The sequence below is a fragment of the Pseudomonas sp. Ps21-P2 genome (assembly GCF_039672565.1).
Lineage (GTDB): Bacteria > Pseudomonadota > Gammaproteobacteria > Pseudomonadales > Pseudomonadaceae > Aquipseudomonas.
Window position 1 is genome coordinate 254,971 of record NZ_JBDFPL010000010.1, and the last position, 15,347, is coordinate 270,317.

Annotated in this window: 13 protein-coding genes; 2 read left to right on the top strand and 11 right to left on the bottom strand. The window is 60.7% G+C overall.

What is annotated here, in order from left to right; translation table 11 throughout:
* Positions 1 to 42: 42 nt before the first annotated feature.
* From pgi to dksA, 10 genes are all read right to left on the bottom strand, one after another.
* Positions 43 to 1,707 (bottom strand): glucose-6-phosphate isomerase, encoded by a 1,665-nt coding sequence (pgi, locus tag ABEH28_RS23985; RefSeq protein ID WP_192174607.1) that lies wholly within the window; start codon positions 1,705 to 1,707, stop codon positions 43 to 45.
* Between the two features lie 345 nt (positions 1,708 to 2,052).
* The gene (gene panC / locus ABEH28_RS23990; RefSeq protein WP_346631261.1) at positions 2,053 to 2,904 is read right to left on the bottom strand and encodes a pantoate--beta-alanine ligase; all 852 of its coding nucleotides are present in this window, start codon (positions 2,902 to 2,904) and stop codon (positions 2,053 to 2,055) included.
* A complete protein-coding gene (gene panB, locus ABEH28_RS23995) occupies positions 2,901 to 3,701 on the bottom strand; it encodes a 3-methyl-2-oxobutanoate hydroxymethyltransferase (RefSeq protein WP_192174609.1) in 801 nt (266 codons plus the stop codon). The genes panC and panB overlap by 4 nt, the downstream gene beginning before the upstream one ends.
* Positions 3,702 to 3,911: 210 nt before the next feature.
* The gene (gene folK / locus ABEH28_RS24000) at positions 3,912 to 4,394 is read right to left on the bottom strand and encodes a 2-amino-4-hydroxy-6-hydroxymethyldihydropteridine diphosphokinase (RefSeq protein WP_192174610.1); all 483 of its coding nucleotides are present in this window, start codon (positions 4,392 to 4,394) and stop codon (positions 3,912 to 3,914) included.
* Positions 4,395 to 4,400: 6 nt separating this feature from the next.
* Complete coding sequence (locus tag ABEH28_RS24005; protein WP_346631262.1) at positions 4,401 to 5,801, bottom strand: polynucleotide adenylyltransferase PcnB; 1,401 nt, start codon at positions 5,799 to 5,801, stop codon at positions 4,401 to 4,403.
* A 757-nt stretch (positions 5,802 to 6,558) separates the two neighbouring features.
* Positions 6,559 to 7,998 carry a sigma-54 dependent transcriptional regulator gene (locus tag ABEH28_RS24010; protein WP_133776134.1) on the bottom strand — a complete coding sequence of 480 codons (1,440 nt, stop codon included), beginning with the start codon at positions 7,996 to 7,998 and terminating at the stop codon, positions 6,559 to 6,561.
* Positions 7,999 to 8,020: 22 nt separating this feature from the next.
* On the bottom strand, positions 8,021 to 10,975 hold the full coding sequence (locus ABEH28_RS24015) for a sensor histidine kinase (protein ID WP_192174612.1): 2,955 nt from the start codon (positions 10,973 to 10,975) through the stop codon (positions 8,021 to 8,023).
* Positions 10,959 to 11,135 carry a hypothetical protein gene (locus ABEH28_RS24020; protein ID WP_002552060.1) on the bottom strand — a complete coding sequence of 59 codons (177 nt, stop codon included), beginning with the start codon at positions 11,133 to 11,135 and terminating at the stop codon, positions 10,959 to 10,961. Before ABEH28_RS24020 ends, ABEH28_RS24015 begins: the two co-directional genes overlap by 17 nt.
* A gap of 121 nt (positions 11,136 to 11,256) precedes the next feature.
* The gene (gluQRS, locus tag ABEH28_RS24025; protein WP_346631263.1) at positions 11,257 to 12,144 is read right to left on the bottom strand and encodes a tRNA glutamyl-Q(34) synthetase GluQRS; all 888 of its coding nucleotides are present in this window, start codon (positions 12,142 to 12,144) and stop codon (positions 11,257 to 11,259) included.
* Between the two features lie 176 nt (positions 12,145 to 12,320).
* Positions 12,321 to 12,764, bottom strand: a complete 444-nt coding sequence (gene dksA, locus ABEH28_RS24030) for an RNA polymerase-binding protein DksA (RefSeq protein WP_346631264.1) — start codon at positions 12,762 to 12,764, stop codon at positions 12,321 to 12,323.
* A gap of 350 nt (positions 12,765 to 13,114) precedes the next feature.
* Between dksA and ABEH28_RS24035 the strand changes: the two genes are divergently transcribed.
* Both ABEH28_RS24035 and sfsA read left to right on the top strand, forming a co-directional pair.
* Positions 13,115 to 14,287: a pyridoxal phosphate-dependent aminotransferase gene (locus ABEH28_RS24035; protein WP_346631265.1), complete on the top strand. Its 1,173-nt coding sequence runs from the start codon at positions 13,115 to 13,117 to the stop codon at positions 14,285 to 14,287.
* Positions 14,287 to 15,030 (top strand): DNA/RNA nuclease SfsA, encoded by a 744-nt coding sequence (sfsA, locus tag ABEH28_RS24040; RefSeq protein WP_346631266.1) that lies wholly within the window; start codon positions 14,287 to 14,289, stop codon positions 15,028 to 15,030. The genes ABEH28_RS24035 and sfsA overlap by 1 nt, the downstream gene beginning before the upstream one ends.
* On the opposite strand, the gene ABEH28_RS24045 is transcribed toward sfsA, so the two are convergent.
* Positions 15,008 to 15,337: a Rieske (2Fe-2S) protein gene (locus ABEH28_RS24045; protein ID WP_346631278.1), complete on the bottom strand. Its 330-nt coding sequence runs from the start codon at positions 15,335 to 15,337 to the stop codon at positions 15,008 to 15,010. The two genes, sfsA and ABEH28_RS24045, sit on opposite strands and share 23 nt — an antisense overlap.
* Between the last annotated feature and the right edge of the window lie 10 nt (positions 15,338 to 15,347).

Consider the following 15,347-nt stretch of genomic DNA (forward strand, 5'->3'; position numbering starts at 1 on the left):
CTTGCGAGAGAGCGGGTTTCGAGGGTGTTACAGGACGGCAGATCAGCCGCGGTGACGACCGCGGAAGTAGTTGATCAGGCCCTGGGTCGAAGCGTCTTCAGCGACAGTTTCGTCGGTGCCGACAAGGCGGCTGTAAACGCCTTTGCCCAGCTCCTTGCCCAGTTCAACGCCCCATTGGTCGAAGGCATTCGTGCCCCAGACCACGCTTTGCACGAACACTTTATGCTCGTACATCGCGACCAGCGCGCCAAGGCGGCGAGGGCTGATGCGCTCGACGACAATGGTGTTGCTTGGACGGTTGCCCGGAATGACCTTATGCGGCGCGACGCGCTGCACTTCGTCTTCCGGTACGCCCTTGGCGCGCAGTTCTGCTTCGGCTTCGGGGCGGGTTTTACCCTGCATCAAAGCCTGGCTCTGGGACAGGCAGTTGGCGTACAGCCATTGGTGGTGGTCCGACACCGGGTTGAAGCTGACGATCGGCACAATGAAGTCGGCCGGGATCATCTGGGTGCCCTGGTGCAGCAACTGGTGGTATGCATGCTGGCCGTTCGCGCCAACGCCGCCCCAGATGACCGGGCCCGTGTCAGTTTTGACCGGCACGCCGTCCTGGCGAACGCTCTTGCCGTTGGATTCCATGTCCAGCTGTTGCAGGTGCTTGGTGATGTTGCGCAGGTAATGGTCGTACGGCAGGATCGCGTGGCTTTGCGCGCCCCAGAAATTGCCATACCAGATACCCAGCAAGCCCAGCAGCACCGGCATGTTCTCTTCGAACTCGGCGTTCTGGAAGTGCTGATCCATGGTGTAGGCGCCGGACAACAGCTCCTTGAAGTTGGACATGCCGATCGCCAGCGCAATAGGCAGGCCGATGGCCGACCACAGCGAGTAACGGCCGCCGACCCAGTCCCACATCGGGAAGATGTTTTCTTCACGAATCCCGAACGCAACCGCCGCGGCGTTGTTGCTCGACACCGCGATGAAGTGACGATACAGCTCGGCTTCGGACCCACCTTGGGCGAGGTACCAGGCGCGGGCAGCGGTGGCGTTCTTCAGGGTTTCGAGGGTGGTGAAGGTCTTGGACGAAACGATGAACAGCGTGGTCTCGGCGCGCAGCTTCTGAGTCAGCTCGTGCAGCTCGGTGCCGTCGATGTTCGCCAGATAATGGCAGCGAACGCCTTTCTGCGCGTAAGACAACAGCGCTTCGGACACCAGCTCAGGGCCCAGAAACGAGCCGCCGATGCCTATATTGACCACGTCGGTGATCGGCTTTTCGGTGTAGCCGCGCCACAGGCCGTCGTGGATGCGCCCGACCAGATCCGTGATCTGGTTCAGCACCTTGTGCACTTCCGGCATCACGTTGACGCCGTTGACCAGCAGCTTGTCGCCCACCGGACGACGCAGGGCGGTGTGCAGCGCAGGGCGACCTTCAGAAGCGTTGACCAGCTCGCCGTCGTACTGCGCCTTGATGGCGTCTTTCAGGCCGACTTCATTGGCCAGATTGACCAGCAACTGACGGGTCTCGGCAGTGATCAGGTTCTTCGAATAGTCGAGGAACAGACCGGCACTGCTGAGCGTGAATTCGTCGAAACGCTTGGGGTCTGCGTTGAATGCTTCGCGCATGCTGAAATTTTGCATCGCTTGGCGGTGATCTTTGAGCGCCTGCCAGGCGGGCAGGGTAGTGACGTCATGAGGAGTGCGGTAGTACGCCATCGCTGCGGGTTTCCTTGTACTTGAACTGCCTTTTGGACACTGAAAAGCAGGATTGGACATGAATTCGTGGACGCATCAGAGACTAGTCCCCGGCAACGCCGATGTCTGCGCCTTGCTTTACCTTTGCTCGGTACTTTTTCTCACGGAGTAGAGTTGCTGGTCTGACACGAACTGTATCGGTATGGCATTGCGGGTGTGGCTAAGTTCATCGCCAGGGCCCTGCAAAGGCCGAGGCCTGCGCTTCACACTCGGTTTCGCGCAGTGAGCATAGGCGCAGATGGTCATCCGATCACGTGACTTTTGCTTTACACGTGACCGGATGCGTTCTTCAGCCGGGCGGGCAGGTTATTCCCTGACCAGATGCAGGTTGTCGATCAGGCGCGTCTTGCCCATGAACGCCGCGCCCAGCACCACCAGATCATGATCATCCGGGGTCGCAGGACGCAGGCTGACTGCGTTGCGAATCTCCAGGTAATCATGACGGAAGCCCGCGGCTTCCAGGGCTTTGACGCCATCGCCGATCAACTGCTGATGATCCTGTTCGCCATTCTGCAATGCCGTGCCGATCTGTTTGATCACGCGGTACAACGCAGGCGCTGTAGCGCGCTGGTCTTCAGTCAGGTAGCCATTGCGCGACGACAGGGCCAGGCCATCGGCGGCACGCACGGTGGGTTCGCCGATGATTTGAATGGGCATGTTCAGGTCACGCACCAGCGCATTGACGACGGCCAGTTGCTGGAAATCCTTCTGACCGAAAATCGCGATGTCCGGCTGCACCATGTTGAACAGCTTGCTGACCACCGTCGAAACGCCGTCGAAGTGACCGGGACGGCTGCCGCCACACAGTCCTTCGGACACCACCGGCACCCGCACGATGGTCTGATCAGCCATGCCATGGGGGTACATTTCATCGACCGTCGGCGTGAACAGCAGGTGGCAGCCGGCCTGGAGCAATTGCTCCTGATCGGCGGCGAGAGTGCGCGGGTACGACGCAAGGTCTTCGGTGGGACCAAATTGAAGCGGGTTGACGAAGATGCTGGCGATCACGAAATCAGCCCGTTGAACGGCTTTAGTGACCAGGGCGATATGGCCGCTGTGCAGGTTGCCCATGGTGGGCACCAGGGCGATGCGCTTGCCTTCGCTGCGTGCGCGGGCAACGACGGCGCGCAACTCGCGAACGGTTTTAACTGTGTTCATGCCGAGAATCCGTGTTCTGGAGCGGGGAAGCTGACGTCCTTGACCGCGCTGACATACGCGCCAATCGCTGACTGAATGTCCGGCTGACCGGCCATGAAATTCTTCACGAACTTGGGCACGCGGCCGGTGATCGACAGCCCCAGCATGTCATGAAGCACCAGCACCTGACCGTCTGTGGCGCTGCCGGCGCCAATACCGATTACCGGAATCTTCACGGCGTGGGTGATTTCCTGAGCCAGCTCGCTCGGCACGCATTCCAGCAGAATCATCGCGGCGCCGGCCTGCTCAAGGGTAATCGCGTCGGCCCGCATTTGCCGCGCCTGCGACTCCAGACGACCCTGCACTTTATAGCCGCCCAGCACGTTGACCGCTTGAGGCGTAAGGCCCATGTGCGCACACACCGGAACGCCGCGCTCGGCCAGCAGCCGGATCGAGTCGGCAAGCCACGCCGCGCCTTCGATCTTGACCATGTGCGCACCCGCTTGCATCAGCGTGGCGCTGTTGGCAAAGGTCTGCTCGGGGGTGGCGTAGGACATGAACGGCAGATCCACCAGAATCAGCGCGCCCTGGTTGCCGCGTTTGACGCCGGCCACGTGGTACGCCATTTCAGCGGTGGTGACGGGCAGCGTGCTGTCGTGGCCCTGAAGGACCATGCCCAGCGAGTCGCCGACCAGCAGCACTTCCACGCCGGCCTGGCTGGCGGTGTGGGCAAAAGTCGCGTCGTAGCAGGTCAGCATGGTGATTTTTTCACCTTTTTGCTTCAGAGCCAGCAGGGACGTAACGGTGATATCGGGCATGGAAAGTCCTCATTCAGGCGCTGTGAATACTGCGGCGAGCAACGCGTGATTCATCTTGGGAGGCAGGCACATCGTCGTTTCGCGATGTTTGCAACGGCCTGATCCGCGCCTTGTGGCCGGTCGCCCGGCTTTGGGACGCTTATCTTCGTGAGGAGGGGGCGGGAAGTCAATTCCGGGTGTTACCGGTTTGAACGTACCTGCAGAAAGGCGTCAGCTCGGCAATCGCTCCAGGCCTTCGAACGGGCACTGGGCAAGCAAATCATTCAGCGCGCGGCCATCGGCGAAGGTGATCCCCGGCGCCAGCTCGGCCAGTGGGTACAGCACAAACGCGCGCACCTGCATCTGATAGTGCGGCACCTTCAGGCGCGGCTCATCGATGAGGCGATCGCCGAACAGCAAGATGTCGAGGTCCAGCGTGCGCGGCCCCCAGCGTTCGAGGCGTTCGCGGCCCTGATCGTTTTCGATGCCCTGCAAGGCATCAAGCAGCGTGAGAGGGGGGAGCGACGTGTCGAGCGCCGCGACCGCATTGGTGTAACGCGGCTGACCCGGCAACAGCGAGTCGCTGACATAAAAGGAGGAAACGCCTGACAGACTGCTCTGCGGTAACAGGCCCATAGCCTTGATCGCTTCTCGCAACTGTTCGGCAGGGTCGGCCAGGTTGCTACCCAGGCCGATGTAAACGCGCTCGATCATCGGGTGTTATTCCGCCCCGTCGACGCCGGCGCGTTTGCGCTTGCCGCTGCTGCTGCTGCGACGGCGTTTGCGCGGAGCCTGGCCGGTAGCGTCTGGCTTGCTGCCCAGGTCACGAATCATGTCGCGGCGTTCGGAGTCGTTGGCGTCTTGATAATCCGTCCACCATTCACCCAGCCCGTCGGTTTCTTCGCCGGCCAGTTCACGCAGCAACAGAAAATCGTAGCCGGCACGGAAGCGCGGGTTTTCCAGCAGCAGGTCGGCGCGTTTGCCCGAACGGCGGGGCAGACGTTCCTGCATGTCCCAGATCTCGCGGATCGGCATGGTGAAGCGTTTCGGAATCGCGATCCGCTGGCACTGTTCGGTGATCAGTTCGTGGGCCGCTTCCTGCATGGCCGGGATCGGCGGCATACCGCGCTCTTGCAGACGCAGCACGCGAGCGGGCAGGGCAGGCCACAGCAATGCGGCAAACAGGAACGCCGGAGTGACCGGTTTGTTCTGCTTGATGCGCAGATCGGTGTTGGCCAGCGCTTCGCTGATCAGCGTGTGGGTATAGGTCGGATTGTATTCGAGCGCTTTGGAGCTGGCCGGAAACAGGGGCTCGAACAATTCGAGATCGACGAGCATCTCGAACGTCGCTTCGGCGTAACCCGAGAGGAACAGCTTCAGGACTTCTTCAAACAGACGCGCCGAAGGGATGTCGCGCAGCATGGGCGCCAGCGGGCGGATAGGCGTGGCGCTGTGCTTCTCGATACCGAAATCCAGCTTGGCGGCGAAACGTACGGCCCGCAGCATGCGCACCGGGTCTTCCTTATAACGCTGCTGCGGATCACCGATCAGACGAATCAGGCGATTGCGGATGTCGTGCACACCATTGGCGTAATCGAGGACGCGCTCGGTGACCGGATCGTAATACAGGGCGTTGATCGTGAAGTCGCGACGCTGGGCGTCGTCTTCGAGGGTGCCGTAGACGTTGTCACGCAGAATGCGCCCGCTCTCGTTGCGTGAAGACTGGTTGCTGTCTTCGTCTTCGTCGTCGATCGGGTGATTGGCGCGGAACGTCGCGACTTCAATGATTTCACGGCCGAAGTGGATATGAACCAATTTGAAGCGGCGGCCGATGATGCGGGCGTTGCGAAACTCGGCGCGGATCTGCTCGGGCGTGGCACTGGTGGCGACGTCGAAATCCTTGGGAGTGATGCCGAGCATCATGTCGCGGACGCAGCCGCCCACCAGATAGGCCTGGTAGCCGGCGGTCTGCAGGCGCTCGACGATGTTCACCGCATAGCGGCTGAATTGATTGCGTTGCAACGAATGCTGGCTGCTGCTGAGCACTTCAGGCGTTGTGCGCACATGTTGCTGCGGCTTGCGCAGTGGGGAACGGAATGACTGGAACAGCTTCTTCAGCATGGGAGGCACTGTTTGAAGGAATATTCGGCCAATTTCGAAGAGTGACCGCACGATGGGCGGGGATTCTAGCATTTAGTCGGGGGATGGTGTAGGAGGCAGCGCGATGGGTGCGTGCGGGTACTAAATGCGCTGCGTGGCGCGGGGTGTCGAGCGGGGGGAAGTGTTTAGTGCAGATGCTACTGGGGGAGCCGAAGCTCCCCCAAAGTGCGTGCTCTTATTTTTATTGTCTGATGGGCTTTTTATTTTTGTTGACCGCCCAATTCACGGCTTTCGCCTGTGAAACCTCCCAATCGGGAGTCAAGAGCAAACGGATTGCTTTGGTCGCTGTGCGGCAGTGATCTATCGATCCAACCAGTTCAGGCTCTACCTAAGGGTAGTTTTTGTTGTTCTCGGCCTGGTTGCGGGACAAGTCCCAAATGCAACGCCTCTCCAAAAGAATCAGTTAGCTGCGCCTCCGCCGTGTTGTTTTTGTTATGCGTGAGTCGATTCGTCTTGTTTTTATTATGTTGGTGTTTCAGGTGACTGATTTTTGTTGTTCTTGTACGAATACCTATAGCAGTACCTGTGCCAACTTTTGCAAAACGAGCTGCAGGTCTTTGAATTCAAGGGTGTGGCAAATTGACGCTATTTTGCGCAGGCGAAAAAAAACCGGGGGTTCGTTACCGTACGCCCCGGTTTTGTTACGCCACCGTTTTTGAGGTAACAGTTTTTTCACATTCCCCGTAACCCGCGTGCCAGAGCCCGCGCAGGGACGGACTCACGTTTCGCTGGCCACTCCGGTCTTGCGCCGCGGGATGCCCAGACGCTGGCGACGCTCCCACAAGCATTTGCGGCTGACGCCCAGCTTGCGCGCCAGCTCGGTTTCGGTCATGTGGTCCTGATGCTCCAGGACGAAGTGCTGGAAATAGTCCTCCAGCGACAAGTCCTCGGTTGGCTCGCCGGCGGTGGAACTCGACGAGCCAGACGTTTGCGGGGCAAGGCCGATGAACTCGTTGACGTCGAGATCGCTCAGCTCGATATCGATGCCCAACAGCTCCGCGGAAATGTCCGGGCTTTCGCACAGGATCACCGCGCGCTCGACCGCATTCTCCAGCTCCCGCACGTTGCCTGGCCACGAATAGTGCCGAATCGCCTGCTCGGCGTCCGGTGCAAAACGCAGGTCGTTGCGGCCGGCCTTGAGGCTTTGCCGCGCCAGAAACGCATTGGCGATCTCGTTGACGTCCGCACCGCGTTCACGCAATGCGGGCAGCTTCAGCGCGATCACGTGAAGGCGGTAGTACAAGTCCTCGCGGAACTGGCCAACTTTGGCCAGGCTCTTGAGGTCTCGGTGAGTCGCTGCAATCAGGCGCACGTCGACTTTCTGCGACTGCACCGAGCCCACGCGGCGAATTTCGCCTTCCTGCAGGACGCGCAGGAGTCTCGCCTGAGCTTCCAAGGGCAGCTCGCCGATCTCATCGAGGAAGAGAGTGCCGCCGTCCGCCGCTTCGACCAGACCGGCACGCCCGGCGCTGGCACCGGTGAAGGCGCCTTTTTCGTGGCCGAACAGTTCGGATTCGATAAGGGATTCAGGGATCGCCGCACAGTTGACCGAAATCATCGGGGCCTTGGCGCGACGGGAAAGGTTATGCAGCGCGCGGGCCACCAGTTCCTTGCCCGTACCGGACTCTCCCTGAATCAGCACGTTGGAGTCGGTTGGCGCGACTTTGCGGATCTTGCTGTACATGTCCTGCATCGGCGGGCAGGAGCCGATGATGCCGATCTCACCATTGCTGTTGTCCGGACCGGACTTGTCGCCCGTCGCCGTTTTTGCGGTGGCGGCGCGTTCGGCCTGCATGCTTTGCAGCGTCTGGCGATCACGAAGAATGCGTGAGACGGCCTGAAGCATTTCGTCGTGGTCGAAAGGTTTGGCGATGTAATCCACCGCGCCCATTTTCATCGAATCCACGGCCGAGCGCAGGCTGGCGTAACTGGTCATGATCAGCACCGGCTTGCCCTGGCCGAGCTTGATCAGCTCTGTGCCGGGTGCGCCGGGCAGACGTAAATCGCTGACGATCAGGTCAAACGAAGGGATGCTGAAACGTTCCTGAGCTTCCTGCACGGATCCGGCTTCGCTGACCTGGTACTGATTACGTTCCAACAGTCGACGCAGGGCGGAGCGGATGATGGTTTCGTCTTCCACGATCAAAATGTGAGGCATTGATTCGGTTCTCTCGACGGTCTCAGTTCACGGCGGACGTCGCTTCGACATGTCGCGGTAAGGTCACCCGAATTCGGGTTCCGCGTTGGTGCTCGGGGTCAGCCGGGCTGTCGATGGTGATTTGTCCATAATGCTCTTCAACGATGGAATAGACCAGCGCGAGCCCCAGTCCTGTTCCTTCGCCCGGATCCTTGGTGGTGAAGAAAGGTTCGAACAAGCGGTCCATGATGGCTTTCGGAATGCCGCTGCCTTCGTCTTCCACGATCAGGTCGACCGTGTGTTCGGAAGCCTCGCTTTTCACCCGTACCGCACTGCCGGCGGGCGATGCGTCGCGGGCGTTTGACAGCAGGTTGATCAACACCTGTGCGAGCCGCTGTGGATCGCCGTCCACCCAGTGGTTCGGGTTGCACAGGTTATAGAACTGCACTTCGAAATTGCGCCGGTTCAACGCCAGCAGACCAATGGCATCCTGCGCCACCTCTGCCAGGCACACCGGTTCGTCGGCGTGTTGATGTCCGCCCGCATGGGCGAAGCTCATCAGCGACTGCACGATGCGGGAAACGCGCTTGGTCTGCTCGATGATCTGGCTGCTGATTTCCGTCAGCTCGGCGTCTTCTTCGCGTTCTTCGCGCAGGTTCTGCGCCAGGCAGGCGATGCCGGTGATCGGGTTGCCGATTTCGTGGGCAACACCGGCAGCCAGTCGACCAATGCTCGCAAGACGCTCGGAGTGCACCAGTTTGTCTTCCAGCATCTGCGTGTCAGTCAGGTCTTCGACCAAAATCACCAGCCCGCTGTTGCCCGGCGCAAGCGGCTCATCAATGGCCGCCTTGTGCAAATTGAGCCAGCGAGTCTGACCGTCGAGGCCCAGGCGCTGCTTATGCAAGTGCTCGTCCGGGACATTGATGAACCCCAGCAGCAGCTGCTTCCAGGGATCAACGATGGTTTCGAGCCGTGACCCGACAACGCGCTGAGCGCCGATACCGGTCAGCTCTTCCATAGCCTTGTTCCACATCAGGATCTCCTGATCCTTGGCCAGGGAGCACACGCCCATCGGCAGCTCTTGCAGGGTCTGGCGGTGATAACGGCGCAGGGCGTCGAGCTCGGCAGCCAGGCCGGTGAGGCGGGAGTGGTAATCCTCAAGGCGGCTTTCGATGAAGTGAATATCCTCGGTGACATAGTTCTCACTGCCGGACTTGTAAGGCAGAAACGTCTCAACCATGTCCTGCGCCACACTTGGCCCCATCAGCCCTGAAAGATTGGCTTCGATACGGTCGCGCAAACGCCGCAGGGCGTAAGGCCGGCGCTCGTCGAACGGCAGATAAAGGTCCCGCAGCGCCTGTTCGACTTCCTTCTGCGCAGCTTTCGCGCCCAGGGGTTTGGCCAGTTGAGTGGCGAACTCCTGGGGTGAAGCGGCATGCAGCTCGCGACGCTGTGGGCGGCGAACGTTGTCCACTGCGCAGGCCTCGGCCGCACTCGCCTCTTCGGGACTGGGATTGCTGAACAGCGAAATTAGGGTGAACACCAGCACGTTGGCCGCCAACGAGGCAATTGCCGCCATGTGCCAGCTGGTGTCATCCAGCACGTAAATCATGTTCAGCAGCGGGATGTAGAACCCCTGGAAGTCGCCGATCAGCGGCAGCAGCATGCTGATGGTCCAGACCGCGATGCCGGCAATGAGGCCAGCCATGAAGCCGCGTCGGTTGGCCGCCGGCCAGTACAGCACCGATAGCACGCCGGGAAGGAACTGCAATGTCGCAACGAACGCGACGATGCCCAGATTCGCCAGATTCTGCTTGGCGCCAAGCAGAAGATAAAAGCCAAAGCCGGCCATGATGATCGCGACAATCAGCCCGCGCCGTGTCCACTTCAACCAGCGATAGATATTGCCTTCGGCAGGCGGCTGGTAAAGCGGCAGCACCAAGTGGTTCAGCGCCATGCCGGACAGCGCCAGGGTGGTGACGATGATCAGCCCGCTCGCCGCAGAAAGCCCGCCGATATAGCCGAGCAAGGCCAGGGTCTTGCTGTGGGCGGCGATGCCAATACCCAAAGTGAAATATTCAGGGCTGGTGGTGGCGCCCAGTTTCAAACCGGCCCACAGCACCAGGGGTACCGCCAGGCTCATCAGCAGCAGAAACAGTGGCAGACCCCAACTGGCGCTGACCAGCGAGCGCGGATTGAGGTTTTCGGTAAAGGTCATGTGATACATGTGCGGCATCACGATGGCCGAGGCGAAGAACACCAGCAGGAGCGTACGCCACGGGCCTTCCTGCAGTGGCGTGTGCAAGGCCGCCAGTGCGCTCTGGTTTTGCAGCAGCCATTGCTCAAGGCTCTGCGGCCCATCGAACACGCCATACAGCGCGTACAGACCGATGCCGCCGATGGCGACCAGCTTGATGACCGACTCGAAGGCGATGGCGAATACCAGCCCTTCGTGTTTTTCCCGCGTGGCGATGTGACGGGACCCGAAGAAGATGGTGAACAGCGTGATCAGCACACAGAACGCAAAAGCCACGTAGTTGCGCACCGGCTCCCGGGTCAGAATGCCGATGGAGTCGGCAACGGCCTGGATCTGCAGTGCCAGCAACGGCAGAACGCCGATCAGCATGAAGATGGTGGTCAGTGCACCCGCCCAGGTGCTGCGAAAGCGGAAGGCGAACAGATCGGCCAGTGACGAGAGCTGGTAGGTGCGGGTGATCTTGAGAATGGGGTAGAGCAGGACGGGCGCGAGCAGGAAAGCGCCGGACACCCCCAGATAACTCGACAGAAAACCGTAGCCGTATTCGTAAGCCAGCCCCACCGTGCCGTAAAACGCCCACGCACTGGCGTAGACGCCAAGTGACAGCGTGTAGGTCAGGGGGTGACGAATGATCCAGCGCGGGATCAGGCCACGTTCACTGATCCAGGCAACGCCGAACAGCACCGTCAGGTAGGCGGCACTGACCAGAATCATCTGGGTCAGGCTAAAGCTCATCGGCATCTCGTTGGCTCTGCAGAATGAAGGTCACTACGATCAGGATCAGCCACAGCATGTACGGCCGGTACCAGGCGCCGGTGGCATCGATCCACCAGTCCATGATGGCCGGGGAAAACAGGTAGATACCCACCACCAGCAGCAGGACCAATCGATAAATATACATTTGGCCTCCCAGGTTGACTGACCAGAAGATGACGGAGCGGCATGGTAACGGATGGCGATGGGGCTGCAAGCGACGTTTCCGCCAGCTTTGTGCTGCCTCCCTGTGAATCGGCTGCGCGAGCTCAGTCTATTCGAGCTTCCTCGATATAGCCCAGGCGGGGTATCGAATCGGCATTCCAGTGGGCAATTGCCCAATCCAGTACCTCTCGGGGCGTAGCGTGTTTCAGTTCATCCGGCGTCTTTTGCCCCAGCGCGCGCAGCCCTCGAAGCAGCAACGGCGTGGCCTGATCGGATGGCAGGGGTGGCGAACGGTAGGATTTGCCCAGTTTATGGCCGTCGGGTTGGGTGATCAGAGGCACATGAAGGTAGCGGGGTTGCGGCAGGCCCAGCAGTTCCTGCAGGTACAGCTGACGTGGCGTGGAGTCGAGCAGATCAGCGCCCCGTACGATGTCGGTCACGCCCTGCCAGCCGTCGTCGAGGACCACCGCCAGTTGGTAGGCGTAAAAGCCGTCGCGGCGACGAATGATGAAATCGCCCGCGTCGCGCCCCAGATGCTGCCGAAACTCGCCCTGCGCGCGGTCTTCGAAGCGGTATTCCAGCTCAGGCACCCGAATGCGGATGGCCGCGTCTTCGGGTGAGTGCCCGGCGTTCCGGCAAAAACCCGGGTAAATGCCGTTGTAGCCTTCCAGTTGCTTGCGCGAACAGGTGCAGGCGTAAGCGAGCCCATGGCTGAACCACTGATGGATGATCGCCTGATAAGCATCATGCCGGTCGCTTTGCCTCACCAGTTCGCCGTCCCATTCGAACCCGTAGGCTTCGAGGGTCTGGAGTATCCCCGCCTGGGCACCCGGAACCTCGCGGGGAGGGTCGAGATCTTCCATGCGCATCAGCCATTTTCCGCTGACCGAACGGGCGTCGAGATAGGAGGCCAGCGCTGCGACCAGAGAGCCGAAGTGCAGATAACCGCTGGGGGTCGGCGCAAAGCGCCCTATATAAGAAGGGGTTTTCATGGGCGCTGATGGTACTGGAAATAAAACGTACGAAATACCGGACGACCTGTCGTGCAGTGTGGGAAAACGCGACGCCCCCGTAGGGCGCTTTCCAGCCCACCCCGTCGGGTGCTCGGCCGGTCAATGCGGGGAAACAAAAAAGGACGCCGAGGCGTCCTTTTACTGGATCAACAGGATCACTTACCGACCTGTTTTTCCTTGATTTCAGCGAGGCTTTTGCAGTCAACGCACATGTCGGCCGTTGGGCGGGCCTCAAGGCGCTTGATACCGATCTCGACGCCGCACGATTCGCACCAGCCGTATTCCTTGTCCTGAATCAGCTGCAGCGTCTTGTCGATCTTCTTGATCAACTTGCGCTCACGATCGCGGGCGCGCAGTTCCAGCGCGAACTCTTCTTCCTGACTTGCACGGTCTGCAGGGTCAGGGAAGTTAGCCGCCTCGTCCTTCATGTGAACAACCGTGCGGTCAACTTCTACCATCAACTCCTGTTTCCACTTGGACAGGATCTTGGTGAAGTGCTTGCGCATGGGGTCGCCCATGTATTCCTCACCCTTCGTCGGGACGTAGGGTTCGAAACCACTGATTGCCGGGGTGCTCTTTTGCTTTTCTTCGGTGGGCATGAACGGACCGCCTCTCACTCTTCTAAGCCATTACACAGGTTAAGATCCATCGCCGACACCTGCCGGCCCTGCGGCTGCAAGCGGGCGAACTTACCAGATCGAATCGGAGCGCGCTACTCCCGGTTGTCGAGGATGGCCCGCAGCACGCACGTGGACTATGACCGCAGCCTGAGCGCCCGGTTTTATCTATTTTCCACAGCGCTGAGTTTAGTGCCTGCGGCGCGAGCGCCCGGTTTTCTGGACTGTCGGCTGCAAGTCGCTCCTGCTCAGGCCGATAAACGCTGTAGCCCGCCCGGGCGGATGAGTAGAATCGGCGACTTATCTCGCCACCCCTCACCAAAGGAAGGCCCATGCCACAGCCCTACAGTGCGCGCAGCCGCGCCATCGAACCCTTTCATGTCATGGCGCTGCTGGCGCGGGCCAATGAACTGCAAGCGGCGGGGCATGACGTTATCCACCTGGAGATCGGCGAGCCGGATTTCACCACGGCCGAGCCGATCATCAAGGCCGGTCAGGCGGCGTTGGCCGCTGGCAAGACCCGTTACACGGCGGCCCGTGGTCTGCCGGAACTGCGCGAGGCCATCTCGGGCTTTTACGCTCAGCGTTACGGCGTGAACGTCGATCCGGGCAGAATTTTGATTACGCCAGGCGGTTCAGGTGCACTGCTACTGGCGGCAAGTCTGCTGGTCGATCCCGGCAAACACTGGCTGCTGGCCGATCCGGGTTACCCGTGCAACCGGCATTTTCTGCGCCTTGTGGAGGGGGCTGCGCAGTTGGTGCCCGTGGGGCCGGAAGTGCGTTATCAACTGACGGCCGATCTGGTCGCTCAATACTGGAACGAGGACAGCGTCGGCGCGCTGGTGGCTTCTCCAGCCAATCCGACCGGGACCTTGCTGCACCGCGACGAGCTTGCCGCGCTTTCGGCGTCGCTCAAGGCACGGGATGGGCACCTGGTGGTGGACGAGATCTATCACGGCCTGACCTACGGAATGGACGCGAGCAGCGTGCTGGAAGTCGATAACGACGCCTTCGTGCTGAATAGTTTTTCCAAGTATTTCGGCATGACCGGTTGGCGCCTCGGTTGGCTGGTTGCCCCCGAGGCGGCGGTCGGTGATCTGGAAAAGCTTGCGCAGAATCTTTACATCAGCGCGCCGAGCATGGCGCAAAGTGCGGCACTCGCCTGTTTCGAGCCGCAGACCCTGGAGATCCTCGAGCAACGTCGTGCCGAGTTTGCCCGGCGTCGCGACTTCTTGCTTCCGGCGCTGCGCGAACTGGGCTTCAACATTGCCGTGGAGCCAGAAGGCGCCTTCTATCTATACGCAGACATCAGCGCGTTCGGTGGCGACGCGTTCGCGTTCTGTCATCACTTTCTGGAAACCGAGCACGTCGCATTTACTCCCGGGCTGGATTTCGGTCGGTACCGCGCCGGCCATCATGTGCGCTTCGCCTACACCCAAAGCCTGCCTCGGCTTCAGGAGGCGGTCGAGCGAATAGGTCGGGGTCTGCGGAGCTGGCAAGGCTGATGCGTTTCTCACCTCCACTTGACGAAGGCCGGCTGATTCAGCGCTACAAGCGCTTCCTTGCCGACATCGAGACCGCCAGCGGCGAGCGGCTGACGATTCACTGTCCCAACACGGGTTCGATGTTCAATTGCATGATGCCGGGGGGGCGGGTCTGGTTCAGCCGCTCCAATGACCCCAAGCGCAAGCTGCCGGGCACTTGGGAAATTACCGAAACACCACAGGGGCGGCTCGCCTGCGTCAACACCGCGCGCGCCAACAGGCTGGTGGAAGAAGCACTTCTGGCCGGCGTGATCACAGAGTTGCAAGGGTTTACGGCGCTCAAGCGCGAGGTCGCCTATGGCCAGGAAAACAGCCGCGTCGACTTCCGTCTGGATTACCCCGATGGCCCGCTGTACTTGGAAGTCAAAAGCGTGACTTTGGGCTTTGATGACAGTCGTGTCGCTGCGTTTCCCGATGCGGTCACTCAGCGCGGCGCGAAGCACCTGCGTGAACTGGCGGCCCTGGCGCGGGAAGGCGTGCGCGCCGTGTTGCTGTATTGCGTGAACCTCACAGACATCGATGCCGTGCGGCCCGCCGCCGAAATTGACGCGGCCTACGCCGCTGCCTTGCTTGAGGCGGCTGCGGCAGGGGTTGAAGTCCTGGCGTATGGTGTGGAGCTGACCCCTGACGAAGTGCGCATTGATCGGCGCCTTGAGATTCACCTCACGGAAACGCGCCCGCTCAGTCCGGTGCCACTGGACTGATCCAGATGCCCTGAGCGTCTTCGCCGCAGTCGATAGCCCTCAGGGATTTGCCCTCGCAAGGGCCGGCGACGCACTCGCCGTTCTCGATCAGGAACAGCGCACCGTGAGTGGCGCACTGGATCAGGCTGGCGCTGGCATCGAGAAACTCATCGGGCTGCCATTCCAGCGCCACTCCACGATGGGGACACCGATTGGCGTACACATAAACCTGACCCCCTCGCCGGACGGCCAGAATCTTGAGCTCATCAACCTCAAACCCGAGGCTTTTGCCTTCAATCAGCGCAGCGCTGTCACACAGGTATTTCAGCGTGGTCTCC